Annotated in this window: 15 protein-coding genes; 10 read left to right on the forward strand and 5 right to left on the reverse strand. The window is 66.3% G+C overall.

From position 1 onward, the window contains the following. Positions 1-15: 15 nt before the first annotated feature. Positions 16-207 carry a DUF1918 domain-containing protein gene (locus tag BLP88_RS16045; protein ID WP_074590918.1) on the forward strand — a complete coding sequence of 64 codons (192 nt, stop codon included), beginning with the start codon at positions 16-18 and terminating at the stop codon, positions 205-207. A gap of 33 nt (positions 208-240) precedes the next feature. Here the strand turns inward: BLP88_RS16045 and BLP88_RS16050 are convergent, their stop codons facing one another. Together BLP88_RS16050 and BLP88_RS16055 are read right to left on the reverse strand one after the other, a co-directional pair. Next, entirely contained in the window at positions 241-933 is a 693-nt protein-coding gene (locus BLP88_RS16050) for an endonuclease/exonuclease/phosphatase family protein (protein ID WP_074590829.1), read from the reverse strand. A gap of 69 nt (positions 934-1,002) precedes the next feature. Continuing rightward, the gene (locus tag BLP88_RS16055) at positions 1,003-1,674 is read right to left on the reverse strand and encodes a hypothetical protein (RefSeq protein WP_074590831.1); all 672 of its coding nucleotides are present in this window, start codon (positions 1,672-1,674) and stop codon (positions 1,003-1,005) included. 105 nt (positions 1,675-1,779) lie between these two features. Here BLP88_RS16055 and BLP88_RS16060 point away from each other — a divergent pair, with 105 nt between their 5' ends. The 4 genes from BLP88_RS16060 (at position 1,780) to BLP88_RS16075 (ending at position 6,264) form a co-directional block, all read left to right on the forward strand. Next, entirely contained in the window at positions 1,780-2,283 is a 504-nt protein-coding gene (locus BLP88_RS16060; protein WP_074590833.1) for a DedA family protein, read from the forward strand. A 51-nt stretch (positions 2,284-2,334) separates the two neighbouring features. Then, positions 2,335-3,138, forward strand: coding sequence for a thioesterase family protein (locus BLP88_RS16065; protein ID WP_074590835.1), 804 nt, complete (start codon positions 2,335-2,337; stop codon positions 3,136-3,138). Further along, positions 3,138-3,887 (forward strand): lipoate--protein ligase family protein, encoded by a 750-nt coding sequence (locus BLP88_RS16070; protein WP_074590836.1) that lies wholly within the window; start codon positions 3,138-3,140, stop codon positions 3,885-3,887. Before BLP88_RS16065 ends, BLP88_RS16070 begins: the two co-directional genes overlap by 1 nt. Before the next feature lie 67 nt (positions 3,888-3,954). Then, entirely contained in the window at positions 3,955-6,264 is a 2,310-nt protein-coding gene (locus BLP88_RS16075) for an FdhF/YdeP family oxidoreductase (protein WP_074590838.1), read from the forward strand. On the opposite strand, the gene BLP88_RS16080 is transcribed toward BLP88_RS16075, so the two are convergent. Further along, complete coding sequence (locus tag BLP88_RS16080; protein ID WP_074590840.1) at positions 6,261-6,518, reverse strand: mycoredoxin; 258 nt, start codon at positions 6,516-6,518, stop codon at positions 6,261-6,263. The two genes, BLP88_RS16075 and BLP88_RS16080, sit on opposite strands and share 4 nt — an antisense overlap. Positions 6,519-6,642: 124 nt before the next feature. Further along, complete coding sequence (locus BLP88_RS16085) at positions 6,643-7,032, reverse strand: hypothetical protein (RefSeq protein WP_074590842.1); 390 nt, start codon at positions 7,030-7,032, stop codon at positions 6,643-6,645. A gap of 204 nt (positions 7,033-7,236) precedes the next feature. Here BLP88_RS16085 and thrS point away from each other — a divergent pair, with 204 nt between their 5' ends. The 4 genes from thrS to pdxS all read left to right on the forward strand — a co-directional run bounded on the left by thrS (position 7,237) and on the right by pdxS (position 11,619). Then, the gene (gene thrS / locus BLP88_RS16090; RefSeq protein WP_074590844.1) at positions 7,237-9,246 is read left to right on the forward strand and encodes a threonine--tRNA ligase; all 2,010 of its coding nucleotides are present in this window, start codon (positions 7,237-7,239) and stop codon (positions 9,244-9,246) included. Positions 9,247-9,276: 30 nt separating this feature from the next. Next, positions 9,277-9,870: an HIT family protein gene (locus BLP88_RS16095; protein WP_074590846.1), complete on the forward strand. Its 594-nt coding sequence runs from the start codon at positions 9,277-9,279 to the stop codon at positions 9,868-9,870. Beyond that, the gene (gene pgsA, locus BLP88_RS16100; protein WP_074590848.1) at positions 9,860-10,489 is read left to right on the forward strand and encodes a phosphatidylinositol phosphate synthase; all 630 of its coding nucleotides are present in this window, start codon (positions 9,860-9,862) and stop codon (positions 10,487-10,489) included. Before BLP88_RS16095 ends, pgsA begins: the two co-directional genes overlap by 11 nt. Before the next feature lie 203 nt (positions 10,490-10,692). Next, the gene (pdxS, locus tag BLP88_RS16105) at positions 10,693-11,619 is read left to right on the forward strand and encodes a pyridoxal 5'-phosphate synthase lyase subunit PdxS (protein ID WP_074590850.1); all 927 of its coding nucleotides are present in this window, start codon (positions 10,693-10,695) and stop codon (positions 11,617-11,619) included. 536 nt (positions 11,620-12,155) lie between these two features. Here the strand turns inward: pdxS and BLP88_RS16110 are convergent. Then, a complete protein-coding gene (locus tag BLP88_RS16110) occupies positions 12,156-14,180 on the reverse strand; it encodes a M3 family metallopeptidase (protein ID WP_245679897.1) in 2,025 nt (674 codons plus the stop codon). Between the two features lie 92 nt (positions 14,181-14,272). On the opposite strand from BLP88_RS16110, the gene BLP88_RS16115 reads away from it, so the two are divergent. Further along, positions 14,273-15,361 carry an FAD-dependent monooxygenase gene (locus BLP88_RS16115; protein WP_074590852.1) on the forward strand — a complete coding sequence of 363 codons (1,089 nt, stop codon included), beginning with the start codon at positions 14,273-14,275 and terminating at the stop codon, positions 15,359-15,361. The last annotated feature ends 24 nt before the right edge of the window (positions 15,362-15,385 follow it).

Below are 15,385 nucleotides of genomic sequence, written 5' to 3' on the forward strand. Positions count from 1 at the left end.
ACGGAGGTGGTTGCCGTGGAGGCTTCGCAGGGAGACCGGATCATCATCCGGGGCAGGACCGTAGGATCACATGACCGTCACGGGGAGATTCTTGAGGTCAAAGGCGAGAACGGAGCGCCGCCGTATTTCGTGCGCTTTGACGACGGGCACGAAACGATGTTGTATCCCGGCGGTGATTTCGCCGTCGAACGCAAGACCGGCAGCTAATAGCTGCGCAGTCTCCGGGCGCAAAGGAGCGGGTTAACCGGCCAGGACTGCCGGTTCCCGCCCGTACTCGGCCGTGACCATGATCGGCAGATGGTCCGACCTGCCCTGGGGGAGGGTCTCCACTTTGCTGATGTCCAGCCCGAGGGACGTGGCGAAGTCGAAGTGGCCGCGGAAGACCTTGTACCTCAGGTAGGTCTTGCGGTCGCTCAGGGAAACGGAGTAGCCCGAATTCTTGACGTGCGCGTGCAGCTTGTCCTTGAAGAAGGGGTAGTTGAAGTCGCCCACCATCAGCGTCATCAGGTTGTCGCCCATGGCCATCAGCTCCGAATGGGCCGCGTGGATCTGTTTGCGGCGCAGCGAGTTCGACGCCGTCAGCGGAGCGGCGTGGAATGACGCGATCACCAGTTCGTGCCCGGTGCTGTGGTCTGTCACCTTGGTGCCCAGCAGCCGTTCGTGGGCGGGCGCCAGGACCCGGTCGTGAATGGATTTCTGCAGCGCGAAGGACCTGCTCTCCAGCGGGCTGAAGCGCTCGGCACGGTAGTAGACGGCCAGGCCCAGGCGGTTTCCCTTGGTGGCATCGGCCAGGCGCAACGGTCCCAGCACCTCGGGGAGCTCGGCGGCGTCGCACTCTTGCAGGCACAGCGCGTCGAGCTCGAACTCACGGGCAAGCTGGTTCAGTTCGTTGCTTGCCCGGTGCTTTCGGAGGTTGTAGCTGATGACCCGGATCAGAAGAAGACCTCCTTGGACGTGCAGCAGCGGATTTGTCCCTGCGCCAAAGTTAGCAGCTTTCCCCGGCTAACCCGGGAAACCGAAGCAAGGGAAAAATTCTTCCACCCCGGGCCGGGCCACCTCGACGCAGCGCGATTTCACCCTCTCGAGCACGGCATTGGGATCGGTCCCGGACACCGAATACGGTCCCGCTGCAACGCTCACCGTCGCAACTGCGGCCCTGCGCAGGTTGTTGTCCGTTGCGCTCACGTTCCCGACGCCGGGGAAGAGTTCGTGGCTGTTCACGGTGCTGTGTTCCAAAGGTCCGACGCCGGTCCAGGACGCGCTGACCCGGATTGTCACCGGGTTGCCGTCCCCGTCCGTTCCGGGCAGCTCCGCGTCGATAGACGCCGTTTCCAGCCGCGGATCGATGGTCAACGGGGCAAGGCTCTGTCCGTCCGCCTGGAACAGCACGGAACCGCCGGGGGCGGCTGCTGCCGCAAGACCAGCGCACACGTCCGAAATCCGGAGAAAGACCCCGGTGAGGCCCTGTTTGTTGACCGGTCCCGGCTGGCTTGCAAAAGCTGCGACACTGGAGGAGAGAAAGATTTCCACCCGCTCGCACCCGTCCGTCCGGTCCACGTTCGCCGAACCGTGGCTGGAATAGATGGTGTGGTAGATGTTGGGCTGGGCCCCGGCCGGGGGAGCAGTCAGTGTAAGCAAAGCGAGGGCTGCCAGAATGGCAGCATGGCGTTTCATGGTGACTCCTTTGTCCTGACACCTCAGGGTAGGCCCGGCCAACAGGGCGGTCAACGGAATCCGCAGGCACGACGTGACACGCTTGATTGGCTGGGAGGCCGGACCATGGACGACATTCTGAAGCTGCCTTTCGGCGTGGCCCTGGCCATCCTGTTCGGCATCGTGATGCTCCGGGTCAACGTCACCTACTGGCTGGGCAGGGGAGCCGCGGCCGGCGTCGAACGGAGCCGCTTCGCCGCCCGGTTCCACACCTCCAAGGCCGCCAGCGCGCAGGCGCTCATCCGGCGGTGGGGACCGCTCGCCGTCCTCCTCTCGTTCCTCACGGTCGGGGTCCAAACCGCCATCAACTTCGCCGCGGGCGCCGCGGTGATGCCCCTGCGGCGCTACCTGCCTGCCGCCGTCGTCGGCTCCGCGGCCTGGGCCCTGCTGTACGCGACGATCGGCTTTGCCGCAATCGACGCCTGGCTGGCCCTGGCGGCAGCTTCGCCGGTGACCGGCGTGCTGCTCCTCGCGTTCGCCGCCGCAGCGGTGCTGTTCCTGATTGTGCGGCGCCGGCGCCGGGCCGCCAGCGCGGCTGATGCCGCCCCGCCAGGGGATACAGTGGTCTGAGTTCCACCAACGACGAGGATCCCCCCAACGGGCGGCGCTGAAAGGGCACGCGTGAGCACTGAGCTTCCTGAACTCGCGGAAGGCAATTTCTACTACCAGACCCTTGGCGGCGGGCGTTACCGTTCAACGATCCACGTCCAAGGTGCCTGGAACGCGCACGAACAGCACATGGCACCTGCCTCCGGCATCCTTGCCGAAGCCCTGCTGCGACACGAACCCCGCGAGGACATGCGGATTGCCCGGATCAGTTACGAGATCCTCGGCCTGATTCCCGGCGGGGAATTCACGATCGCCACCACCACGCTGCGACCCGGCCGGACCATCGAGCTGATCCAGGCCGAGCTTTCCGCCGGCGGCCGGACCGCCATCCGGGCCTCCGCCTGGCGGATGGCCACCAGCGACACCAGCGCCGTGGCCGCCGTCGAGGATGAAACCATGCCGCCGCCGGACGAATGCAAGCCCTGGGACGGCGCCAGCGTGTGGCCGGGTGGCTACATCCGGTCCTTGGAGATGCGCATTGCCGAAGGCCACCGTGCAGGATCAGGCAAAGTGTGGATTCACACGGACCTGCCCTTGACGGACGCCGCCGACAGTCGTGACGTCGCCCGCCTGATAGGACTTGTTGACACGGCCAACGGGATCGCCGCGCGCGTCTCGCCCGGCAAGAACAGCTACCTGTTCCCCAACCTGGACCTGCAGGTCCACATGTACCGGGAACCGGCAGGGGCCTGGCTTGGCCTGGACAACAAGGTCTCCTTCGGCAGCGACGGGATCGGCCTGACTTCGACGGTGCTGCATGACCTTCAGGGCCCCTTCGGCAGGGCCGAACAGATCCTGACTCTGAGGCGCAGCTGATGACCGCCCCGATTACCGATGCTAGGACCCTGACCGTGATGCGGCAGGACGCATCCCTCGGCGCGGCCGAGGACCTCGACTTCGGCATCGAGTTGCTGAACCGGGCCCGCCGCGGACAACTCGAACCGACCCTGCGGCTGTACCGTCCGCAGCCGACCGTCGCCTTCGGGCAACGCGACGCGAAACTGCCCGGCTTCGAGGCCGCCGCGCGGGCCTGCCGCACGCTTGGCTTCGAGCCGCTCGTGCGCAAGGCCGGTGGACGGGCCGCGGCATACCACCAGGGCACCCTCGTGGTGGACCATGTGGAACCGCACCACGATGCGATCGCCGGCGCGAAGTCGCGCTTCGACTACTTCGGGCAGATGCTGGCCGGTGCGCTGCGCAGCGTGGGGCTCCATGCCGCCGTCGGGGAAATCCCCGGGGAGTACTGCCCCGGCGAGTTCAGCGTGCACGGCGTGGACCCGGAATTTCCCGCCCACCGCGTGAAGCTGGTCGGCACCGCACAGCGCGTCGTCTCCGGGGCCTGGCTGTTCAGTTCCGTGGTGGTGGTCCAGGACTCCGCACCGATCCGCGAGGTGCTGACAGCGAGTTACGAGGCGCTCGGCCTCGACTGGGATCCCGTCACGGCCGGCGCCGCGGACGACCTCCTGCCCGGCCTGGACGTTCCCGCCGTCGAGGAGGCCATCGTCAAGGCCTACGCCGGCCACGCGGAACTGCGCGAGGGCGACTTCCGGACGCTGTTGGGCTGAGGCGCCGGGCGTTGTCGCCTGGTTCCGCCGGGACTAGGCTTGATGACGCCAAGGGAGGTGGTGCTCCGTGAAGCGGAAGGCACCCGAAGTCCACGACTCCGATGTGCGCCTGGCACTCGGCCGTCCTGAACGCTCGGCGGCGGGGTTGCCGAGCCTGGCCGAGACGATACCCCGGGCCTTCGGCGAGATGGGAGCCGGGCGGGGCTGGAAAGCGCTGCGCGCCGTCAACCAGAAAGACGGTTACGACTGCATGGGCTGCGCCTGGCCGGATCCGGCAGAGCGCAAGGCTGCCGAATTCTGTGAGAACGGCGCCAAGGCGATCGGCTGGGAGGCCGGCATGCTCACCGTTCCCACGGCGTTCTGGGCAGAGCACGACGCCGGTTCACTCGCCTCCCGCACGGAATACTGGCTCGGCCAGCAGGGCCGGCTGACAGAACCCGTCTACAAACCGGAAGGCTCGGACCACTACCGGCCCGTCACCTGGGACGAGGCCTTCGGCATCATCGCCCGCGAACTCAACGGCCTCGACTCGCCCGACGAGGCTGCGTTCTACACGAGCGGCCGCACGAGCAACGAAGCCGCGTTCGTCTATCAACTCTTCGCCCGGGCGTACGGCAGCAACAACCTGCCGGACTGCTCGAACATGTGCCACGAATCGTCCGGCCTGGCGATGACGGAAACCATCGGCATCGGAAAGTCCGCAGTCAGCTACGCCGACTTCGCGAAGGCGGAGCTGATCATCGTCATGGGCCAGAACCCGGGCACGTGCCACCCCCGGATGCTGACGGCGCTCGAAGAAGCGAAACAGGCCGGTGCGGCCATCGTGGCCGTGAATCCGCTCCCGGAGGCAGGGCTGATCAACTTCAGGAATCCGCAGCGGGTACGAGGCTTGATTGGGCGTGGCACGGATCTGGCGGACCAGTTCCTGCAGATCCGCCTGGCCGGGGACATGGCCCTGCTCCAGGCCGTCTCCAAGCGGGTGCTCGACGCCGAGGACGCCGCACCCGGCACCGTGCTGGACCACCGGTTCATCCGCCAGCACTGCCGGGGTTTTGAGGCGTTCCGGGAACACCTGGCGAAGCTCGACGACGAGGAGGTGCTGGCCGCGACCGGTCTGGGCGCCGGGGAGATCGACGAACTGGCACAACGGTACATACATGCGAACCGCGTGATCATCACCTGGGCCATGGGCCTGACCCAGCACCGGAAAGCCGTCGATACCATCAAGGAGATCATCAACCTCCTGTTGCTGCGCGGAAACATCGGAAAGCCGGGAGCAGGGCCGTCCCCCATCCGCGGGCACAGCAACGTCCAAGGCGACAGGACCATGGGAATCTGGGAGAAAATGCCAGCATGGTTCTTGGAAGCGATCCGGGGCGAATTCGGCTTTGACCCGCCGGCCAGGGACGGTCTTGACGCCGTGGACAGCATCCGGGCAATGCGCGACGGCAAGGTCAAAGTGCTTGTGGCGCTTGGCGGGAACCTGGTCCACGCCATATCCGACACCGAGGCGGCCGAAGAGGCAATGCGCAGGACCCGGCTTTCCGTGCAGATTTCCACCAAACTCAACCGCTCCCATGCCATCACCGGGGCCCAGGCGCTGATACTGCCAACCCTTGGCCGCACCGAGATCGACCGGCAGGCCACGGGGGAGCAGTTCGTCACCGTGGAGGACACCGTCTGCGCCGTGCACCGTTCCCAGGGAAACCTTGCACCCGTCCCGGCCGACGCCCTGTCCGAGGTAGCCATCGTCTGCCGGATGGCGCGGTCGGTCCTGGGCGGAAAGGTGTCTGTGGATTGGGAAGGGCTGGCCGCCGACTACGACCGCATCCGTGAACACATTTCCCGGGTTGTCCCCGGATTTGAAAACTTCAATGCGCGGATCCGTGCGAAGGACGGCTTCGTGCTTCCCCACGGCCCCCGGGATTCACGCACGTTCCCCACCCCGGACGGAGAAGCCCATTTCACGGTCAGCAGGCTGGAGACCATCACGGTGCCGCCGGGTCGCCTGCTTCTGCAGACCGTCCGCTCGCACGATCAGTTCAATACGACCACGTACAGCATGAACGACCGCTACCGCGGGGTCCACAAAGGGCGGATGGTGCTCTTCGTGCACCCGGACGACCTTGCGGAACTGGGCTTGGACGACGGCGGATATGTGGACGTCCACAGCGAAGCCGCCGACGGCCGGGACCGGGTGCTGCGCCAGCTCCGCCTCGTTGCCTACCCCAGCGCGAAGGGGTGCGCCACGGCCTACTACCCGGAAGCGAACGTGCTGGTTCCCCTGGACTCGACTGCCGAGGGAAGCAACACCCCGGCGTCGAAATCCGTGGTCATCCGCCTGGAGCCGGCGGCAGCGCCCGCGTTTGGCGCCTAGGCCGCGAGCCGCTCCGCGATCTCGGCGGCGGAGGGGTTGGTGGCGGCGGATCCGTCCGGGAACAGGACCGTGGGAACGGTGCGGTTGCCCCCATTGATCTGCTCCACGATTTCGGCGGTGCCGTGGACCTCTTCAATGTTGATCTCGGTGTAGCCGATGCCCTGGGCATCCAACTGCTTCTTCAGCCTCTTGCAGTAGCCACACCAGGTGGTCGAGAACATGGTGATGCTGCCGGAATCGGGGGTGAAGTCCACAGAATGCTCCTGTCGCCGTTTGTTATGAACTACTCGCATCAACGGTACCCCGGGACAGGCTATTCCCCACGCGCAACGGCGGGCGCCGGACGTCACATGACGTCCGGCGCAGCAGGCCGGCGGTTCAGAGGGTTTCGGCGACGGCAACGCCTGACTGGAACTCGCGGCCGTCCGCCTCGCTGAACGCAGTGATCACATGGCCTTCACCGAGGCCGTTGATGGCCGAAAGCGGGAAGTTGGCGGTGATCGTGCTGCCGGAGTGCTCAACGTCCTTGAGGTCGTAGTTCTCCTCAGTGCCTTGGTCGTGGTTGAAGGCGAAGAACGCGATCGCTTCGCCATTCATGAACTCGACGCCGAGCCTGCGCTGCGAAGAATAGTCCGGGGTTGCGGCCACGAGGCCCACTACATAGGCTCCCGAACCGGGAATATCGCCGTTGATCTCAAAACGGGCCACCAGCGTGGCCTCACTTGCCGTGATGCTTGCCTGCTTCAGGAGTGCGTCATGGGTGCTCATGGCTCAATCCTGCTCCGCGGCTTCCTTGCCGTCCACCCCTGAAAGCATCCCCGGCACCCTTTTCGGCAGCCTGAACGACGGACTGCCGGACGGCCGTGCGGCAGCTTTGGACGCCTCCGGCCGAGCGGATACGATGGACGGTGGCTGGCTGTGGTCCCCGTACGCCACAAGCTATGAAGCCTCAACAATGAATAGGAGACCCCCGTGTCAGATGCCCAGCAGATCACCCTCATCGTCGATGGCGAAGAGACCAAGGTGACGGAGGGGACTACCGGGGCGGAGCTCTTCTTCGAACGGCGCGACGTCGTCGTGGCCCGGGTCAACGGTGAACTCAAGGACCTGGACCAGGTACTGCCCGAAGGTGCAGACATCGAAGGCGTCACCATCGACTCACCGGACGGACTCAACGTCCTCCGGCACTCCACCGCCCACGTCATGGCACAGGCCGTGCAGCAGCTGCGTCCCGACGCCAAGCTCGGCATCGGCCCGTACATCACCGACGGCTTCTACTTCGACTTCGACGTCGCCGAGCCCTTCACCCCGGAGGACCTGCGCACCCTCGAAAAGATGATGCAGAAAATCATCAACCAGAACCAGAAGTTCGTCCGCCGCGTGGTCAACGAGGACGAAGCCCGGGACGCGATGAAGAACGAGCCCTACAAGCTCGAACTGCTCGGCAAGAAGAATGACGCCTCAGACGCCGGAGAGGGCGTCAACGTCGAGGTCGGTGCCGGAGACATCACCATCTACGACAACGTGGACCGCAAGAGCGGCGACACCGTGTGGTGCGATCTCTGCCGCGGCCCGCACCTGCCCAACACCAAGCTCATTTCCAATGCCTTCGCGCTGACCCGTTCCTCCGCCGCCTACTGGCTGGGCAACCAGAACAACCAGCAGCTGCAGCGCATCTACGGCACCGCCTGGCCCACCAAGGATGCCCTCAAGGCCTACCAGGAGCGGATTGCCGAGGCCGAACGCCGCGACCACCGCAAGCTCGGCGCCGAACTGGACCTGTTCTCCTTCCCGGACGAGCTGGGCTCCGGCCTGCCCGTGTTCCACCCCAAGGGCGGCATCATCCGCAAGGCCATGGAGGACTACTCCCGGCAGCGCCACGTGGACGCCGGCTACGAGTTCGTCTACACCCCGCACATCACCAAGGGCCACCTCTACGAGGTCTCCGGGCACCTTGACTGGTACCGCGACGGCATGTTCCCCGCAATGCACATCGATGCCGAACTGAACGAGGACGGCACCGTGCGCAAGCCCGGGCAGGACTACTACCTGAAGCCGATGAACTGCCCCATGCACAACCTGATCTTCCGCTCCCGCGGCCGGTCCTACCGCGAGCTGCCGCTCCGGCTTTTCGAGTTCGGTTCCGTGTACCGCTATGAGAAATCCGGCGTGGTGCACGGCCTGACCCGCGTGCGCGGGATGACACAGGACGACGCCCACATCTACTGCACCAAAGAGCAGATGAAGGACGAACTCACCTCCACCCTGAACTTCGTCCTGGGCCTCCTCAAGGACTACGGGCTGGACGATTTCTACCTGGAACTCTCCACCAGGAACGAAGACAAGTTCGTCGGCGACGACGCCATCTGGGAAGAGGCAACCCGCACCCTGGCCGAGGTGGCCGAGGCCTCCGGGCTGGAGCTCGTCCCGGATCCGGGCGGCGCGGCCTTCTACGGCCCGAAGATTTCGGTGCAGGCGAAGGACGCGCTGGGCCGGACCTGGCAGATGTCCACCATCCAGCTGGACTTCAACCTGCCGGAGCGCTTCGAACTCGAATACCAGGCCGCCGACGGCACCCGCCAGCGCCCGGTCATGATCCACCGCGCGCTCTTCGGATCGGTGGAGCGGTTCATGGGCGTGCTCACCGAGCACTATGCCGGTGCCTTCCCGGCCTGGCTGGCGCCGGTCCAGGTGGTCGGCATTCCGGTTGCCGAGGCGTTCAACGATTACATGTTCGACGTCGTGGACCAGCTCAAGGCTGCGGGTATCCGTGCCGAGGTGGATATTTCTTCGGACCGCTTCCCGAAGAAGATCCGCACCGCCAGCAAGGACAAGATTCCCTTCGTCCTGATTGCCGGTGGCGAGGACGCCGAAGCCGGGGCGGTGTCGTTCCGCTTCCGGGACGGCAGCCAGGACAATGGCGTGCCGGTTGCCGAAGCCGTTCGCCGGATCGTCGACGCCGTCGCGAACCGCGACAGCTGACAGGCCGCCAGCGTCCAGATCAGGAGAACAGTGCAGGAGGACACAGGCGTGAGCCCTGAATATCCCGGCGATGCCGAAGTTACCGACGACTTCGGCCTGGCAGGCGTTCCCGACGCCTTCCAGCGCCTGTGGACTCCGCACCGCATGGCCTACATCAAGGGCGGGCAGCAGCAGTTCAAGAACCAGGACGACTGCCCCTTCTGCGTGGCACCGGCCCGCAGCGACGAAGAGTCGCTGATCGTGTACCGCGGCAGGACCTGCTTTGTGGTCCTCAATCTCTTCCCGTACAACCCGGGGCATCTGCTGGTCTGCCCCTACCGCCATGTCCCCGACTACACGGACATCACGGTTGAGGAAACGGCGGAGATGTCCGAGCTCACGCAGACCGCGATGCGGGTGCTGCGGAAAGTGGCAAACCCGAGCGGATTCAACCTGGGCATGAACCAGGGCGTCACGGGCGGCGCGGGAATCGCGGCGCATTTGCATCAGCACGTGGTTCCCCGTTGGGGCGGGGACGGAAACTTCTTCCCGATCATCGCCCAGACCAAGGCCATCACCCAGACGCTCGACGAAGTCCGGCAGCAAGTGGCCGACGCCTGGCCGGGGGAGTCGGATGCTCAATAGGCACGCCCGCGGTTTCTTCACCGCGCTCTTCGCGCCCATAGCCCGCTTCCTCCTCAGGCGCGGCGTCTCGCCGGACTCCGTGACCATTGTCGGCACTGCCGGCGTTGTGCTGGGTGCCCTGGCGCTCTACCCCGTCGGCGAGCTCTGGTGGGGCTCCCTGGTGATCGCGGTCTTCGCGCTGTCAGACGTCGTGGACGGCATCATGGCGCGCGAGCAGGGCCGCAATGGCACGTGGGGGAATTTCCTTGATTCCACGCTGGACAGGATTGCGGACGGCGCGATCTTCGCCGGCGTTTCGATCTGGTTCTTTACGGGCGGGGCCGACCGGCCCATCGCCCTGGCCTCGCTCGCCTGCCTCGTGCTGGGCATGCTGGTCTCTTACGCCAGAGCCAAGGCCGAGTCCCTAGGCTTCCAGGCCAACGTGGGCATCGCCGAGCGCGCCGAACGCCTGATTTCGGTGCTCCTGGTCACCGGCCTCACCGGTCTCGGCCTGCCGCCGGTGGTGCTGTTCGTAACGCTCGTTGCCCTCGCCATCGCCACCGCTGTCACCGTCGTGCAGCGCATGGCGGCGGTCCGGCGCCAGTCCCTCGAACCCGTCGACGGCGGCACGCCCGCCTGAGCCTGACTGCCCGCCTGCCGTCGCGGTACCGGGTCGCGGGGCACCGCACAGGGTCCCGGGTCACGAAGTTCAAGCGCCCCGCCGCAGGGACTAGTATTGGAAGTACTTGGTCAAATACGACCTGGAAATCCGGCGCGCTTTGAGTGGCTCCCATCCGCGTGCGCCCCGGGCAGAAGGTCTTCTATCTACCCATAGGGGTTTTTGTGTCTACACCTGATGTAAGCAACGAAGCCGGCTCGTCCGCAGCATCCGTGACGGGCAGCAGCCGCGTTAAGCGGGGCATGGCTGAGATGCTCAAGGGCGGCGTCATCATGGACGTTGTCAACGTCGAGCAGGCCCGCATCGCCGAAGATGCCGGTGCCGTGGCCGTCATGGCCCTCGAGCGCGTGCCCGCTGACATCCGCGCCCAGGGCGGCGTGTCCCGCATGTCCGATCCCGACATGATCGATCAGATCATCGAAGCCGTGTCCATCCCGGTCATGGCCAAGGCCCGCATCGGCCACTTCGTCGAAGCCCAGGTCCTGCAGTCCCTGGGTGTGGACTACATCGACGAGTCCGAGGTCCTGACCCCGGCCGACTACATCAACCACATCGACAAGTGGAACTTCACCGTTCCCTTCGTCTGCGGTGCCACCAACCTCGGTGAGGCCCTGCGCCGCATCAACGAGGGCGCGGCCATGATCCGCTCCAAGGGCGAGGCCGGCACCGGCGACGTCTCCAACGCCACGGGCCACATGCGCCAGATCCGCGCGGAAATCGCCAAGCTCTCGGCACTGCCCGAGGACGAGCTGTACGTTGCCGCCAAGGAACTACAGGCCCCGTACGAACTGGTCAAGGAAGTTGCCGCCACCGGCAAGCTCCCGGTGGTGCTGTTCACCGCTGGTGGCATCGCGACCCCGGCTGATGCTGCGATGATGATGCAGCTGGGCGCGGACGGCGTGTTCGTTGGCTCGGGCATCTTCAAGTCCGGCAACCCGGCCCAGCGTGCCGCCGCCGTCGTCAAGGCCACCACCTTCTACGACGACCCGGACGTTATCGCCAAGGTCTCCCGCGGACTGGGTGAGGCCATGGTGGGCATCAACGTGGACGAGATCCCCCAGCCGCACCGCCTCGCTGAGCGCGGCTGGTAAGCCTGCGGCACTGAATTACGACGGCGGCCGGTCACCTTCCCGCGAAGGTGACCGGCCGCCGTCGTTTGCATCGATTGCTGAGTAGCTGTCGTTATGAGTCCTCAAAACGACAGTTACGGAGCAACCGCTATGAGACGGCGTTGTTGCGCGGGAGCGAGACAACGCCCGCCTGACGCCACCGCAGTCGAAGCGGTCCTTAGAGCCGGCGCTTCGGGACTAGCGTGGCACCCGTGAGCATCGAAATACCGTTTCAGCCGGTGCAGATCGATCAATCCGATGTCCGATACCTTTGTGGACCTGATTCGGCCTCGCGTGCGGGTGTTCCCGCAGAGGTAACGCATGAATTCGAGTGGGTGCAGAGCACGCAGTACGCCGGGACGTCGAGGACGCCAAACCAGGCCGGTGTCCTGCTCCCGGACGCCTTGAGATGGCACTCTGGAGGGCATAGTTTACGCACGCCGCCGTTTTCGATCGATCGCTCCGTAAGTGTCGTTATGGGCGTCCAAAACGACACTTCTGGAGCAATCGATGAGGACTTACTCCAGGCCTCGGCGCTTTAGCAGCGGTTCCAGTTCGGCGTCGCGGCCTCGGAAGGCGCGGAAGGAGTCCAGGGGGTCCCGGCTGTTTCCGCGTGATAGCAGTTCTGCCCGGAAGGTGTCACCGTTGGCGCGGGTGAGGCCGCCGTTCTCCTTGAACCACTCCACTGTGTCCGCGTCCAGGACCTCGCTCCAGATGTAGGAGTAGTAGCCTGCCGCGTAGCCGTCGCCGGCGAAGATGTGCTGGAAATAGCCCGTGCGGTAGCGCGGCGGGATCAGGGCGTGGGCCACCCCGGCCGAGGCAAGCGCCTTGGCTTCGAAGTCCAGGACATCCGAGGGAACGCCGGCTTCGTCGAGGACATGCCACGCCAGGTCCAGCAGTGCCGCACCGAGGTATTCGGTGGTGGCGAAGCCCTCGCCCCAGAGGCGGGATTCCTCGAGGCGCGTCACTGTTTCCTGGTGGAGTGGCTCGCCCGTGCGGTAGTGGCGTGCATAGTTGGCCAGGACCTCCGGCCAGATGATCCACATTTCGTTGACCTGCGAGGGATACTCCACGAAGTCCCGCGGGACCTCCGGCCCGGAAAACCGCGGGTAGGTGACGTCGGAAAGCAGCCCGTGCAGGGCGTGGCCGAACTCGTGGAACACGGTGCGGACCTCGTCGAGGGTCAGGAGCGTGGCCTCGCCCGCCGGCGGCTTGGAAATGTTCAGGGTGTTGATCACCACGGGTCTTGCATCGAGCAGCGCAGACTGCTCCACCAGCGAGTTCATCCAGGCGCCGCCACGCTTGGTTTCCCTCGCGTAGTAGTCGCCCAGGAACAAGCCCAGGCCTGCACCGTCGGCGTCGAAGACTTCCCAGACCCGCACATCGGGGTGGTACCCCGTGAGATCGGCGCGCTCCCGGAAGTCCAGGCCGTAGAGCCGGTTTGCGGCGAAGAAGACCCCGTCCGTGAGCACGCGGTCGAGTTCGAAGTACGGCCGCAGCGCCTGTTCGTCCACCTCGTAGCGTTCGCGCCGCACCTTGGCGGAGTAGAACGCCCAGTCCCAGGCTTCCAGCTGGTGCCCGGCGCTTTCGGCCAGCGCGGCTGCCTCAGCGTCGGCATTGCGGACGGCGGCCGGCGCCAGCCGGTTGAGCATCCGTTCGACGGCGGCGAAGTCCGGTGCGGTCTGCCGTTCCACCACCAGCTCCGCGTAGTTCGCGGAGCCAAGCAGGGCAGCCTTCTCCGAGCGCAGCCGCACCAATGCCAGCACGAGGTCCCGGACGTCCAGCGCGCTGCCGTCGGTGCCCCGGCAGATCGACGCCTCATAGAGGCGGCGCCGAAGCTCCCGGTTCTCCAGCGAAGCCATCGCGGCCTGGTTGCTCGGCTGGATCAATGTCAGCAGGTACTTGCCGTCGTGTCCGGCCGCACGCGCGGCCTCGGCGGCGCTGGCGACATCGTCCTGCGGGAGCCCCGCCAGCTCCGCCGCATCCTCCACCAACACCGCGCCGCTCTTCATCGCTTCCTTGGTCCGCTGGCCGAACTCCGTGCCGAGCGTCGACAGTTCGGCGTTGAGCTTCCGGAGCCGTTCCTGGCCGGCCTCATCCAGCTGGATCCCGGACTGCCTGAACTCGCGCAGGTGCTCTTCCACCAAGCGCAGCGATTCGGCGTCGAGGCCGTCGGTGTCAATCGCGGCAAAACGCTCGTACAGGGCCCTGTTGAGGTAGATCGCGTCCCGGTGCGCCGCCAGCCTGGGCATGAGCGCAGTCTCCAGTTCCCGGATCGCTTCCGTGGCGTCGGCGGAGACCAGGGTGAAGAAGGAATTGACCGCGCGGCCCAGGAGCTGACCGGAGCGTTCCATGGCTACGGCTGTATTCGCGAAGTCAGCCGGCTCCTGGACGGCGAGGATCGCCTCGATTTCGGCAAGCTGTTCTGCCAGCCCGGCCTCGATGGCTTCCGCGTAATGGTCGACCCCGATCGCCGCGAAAGGCGGCAACTGATAGGGGAGTTCGCTGGGAGTGAGCAGGGGGTTGGGGCTGGAGGTCATCATGAAGCAACACTTTCACGAATGTGGCCGCCCTCACAAGGCGTGACGGCTGGATGCAAGAATTGTGCCGGAAAGCTCCATGGAAAGGGGCAGCAATGAGGATTGCCGTGATCGGCGGCGGAATCGCCGGACTCGCCACGGCGGCAGGGATCGCACGGGCGGGGGCCGCCGTCGAGGTTTTCGAACGTTCCTCCCGGGGTGCCGCACCCGGGGCCGGGATCTCGCTGTTCCCGAACTCGCGGGCGGCAATGCGGACGCTCGGCCTGCTGGACGGGTACGACAGGCGGCCCCACGGCCCCGCGCCCGGAACCCGCACGGTCATGCGGCGCCCCAATGGAAAGGTGGCACTGGCGTTTCCGGCCTGGGCCCGGCCAAAGGTGCGCATGTTCCACCGCAATGACCTCCGGGAGTTCCTGCTGGACTCCTGCCGCGGGGTCCCCATCCACTGGGACACCGCCGTCGCCCTGGACGACGACGGCGATACCGTTCGCCCCGCTGTGCTCACCACGGCTGACGGCCGGCAGAGCGCCTGGGACCTGGTGGTGGCGGCCGACGGGGTGCGCAGCGCAACACGCGGCTTCCTCTCGCTCGACCCGGGCCTGCGCTACGCGGGATACACGGCGTGGCGGGGAGTGACCCGCGGCCCCGCCGATACCGGAGGGATGGCCGGTGAGGACTGGGGTAGCCGGCAGCGTTTCGGCACCGTGCCCCTGGCCGATGGCCGGGTTTACTGGTTCGCCGTCGCCAGCAAGCAAGTGGGCAGGACGGCCGCCGCCGAGGGGCTGGGCTCCGAAAAGGAGGCAGCGGAACAGGAGTTCGCGTCGTGGTATCCCGCAGCGCGGGCCCTCATCGCCGGCACGGACGCAGCAGAAGTATTGCGGCATGACCTCTACGACCTCGCCCGGCCGCTGCACGTCTTCCACCGCGGGCGGGTGGCCCTGGCCGGAGACGCTGCACACGCCATGACCCCGGATCTCGGGCAGGGTGCCGGATGCGGACTGGAAGACGCCGCCGCGCTCACCTCGCTGCTGCGCGGCACCGCCGGGCCGGACGCCGACGTCGGCGGGCTGCTTGAGCGGTACTCCCGCCGCCGTGCGCCGAAGGCCGCGCGGCTGCTCCGCGCCTCCAGGCTCATGGGCCGGCTGGCCCAGCGTGAACGGAAAGCCTGGAGGCCCGGCAGTTAGCCCCGTTTGAAGGACCTAGCCCTG

The organism is Arthrobacter cupressi (genome assembly GCF_900099975.1).
GTDB classification, from domain to species: Bacteria; Actinomycetota; Actinomycetes; order Actinomycetales; family Micrococcaceae; genus Arthrobacter; species Arthrobacter cupressi.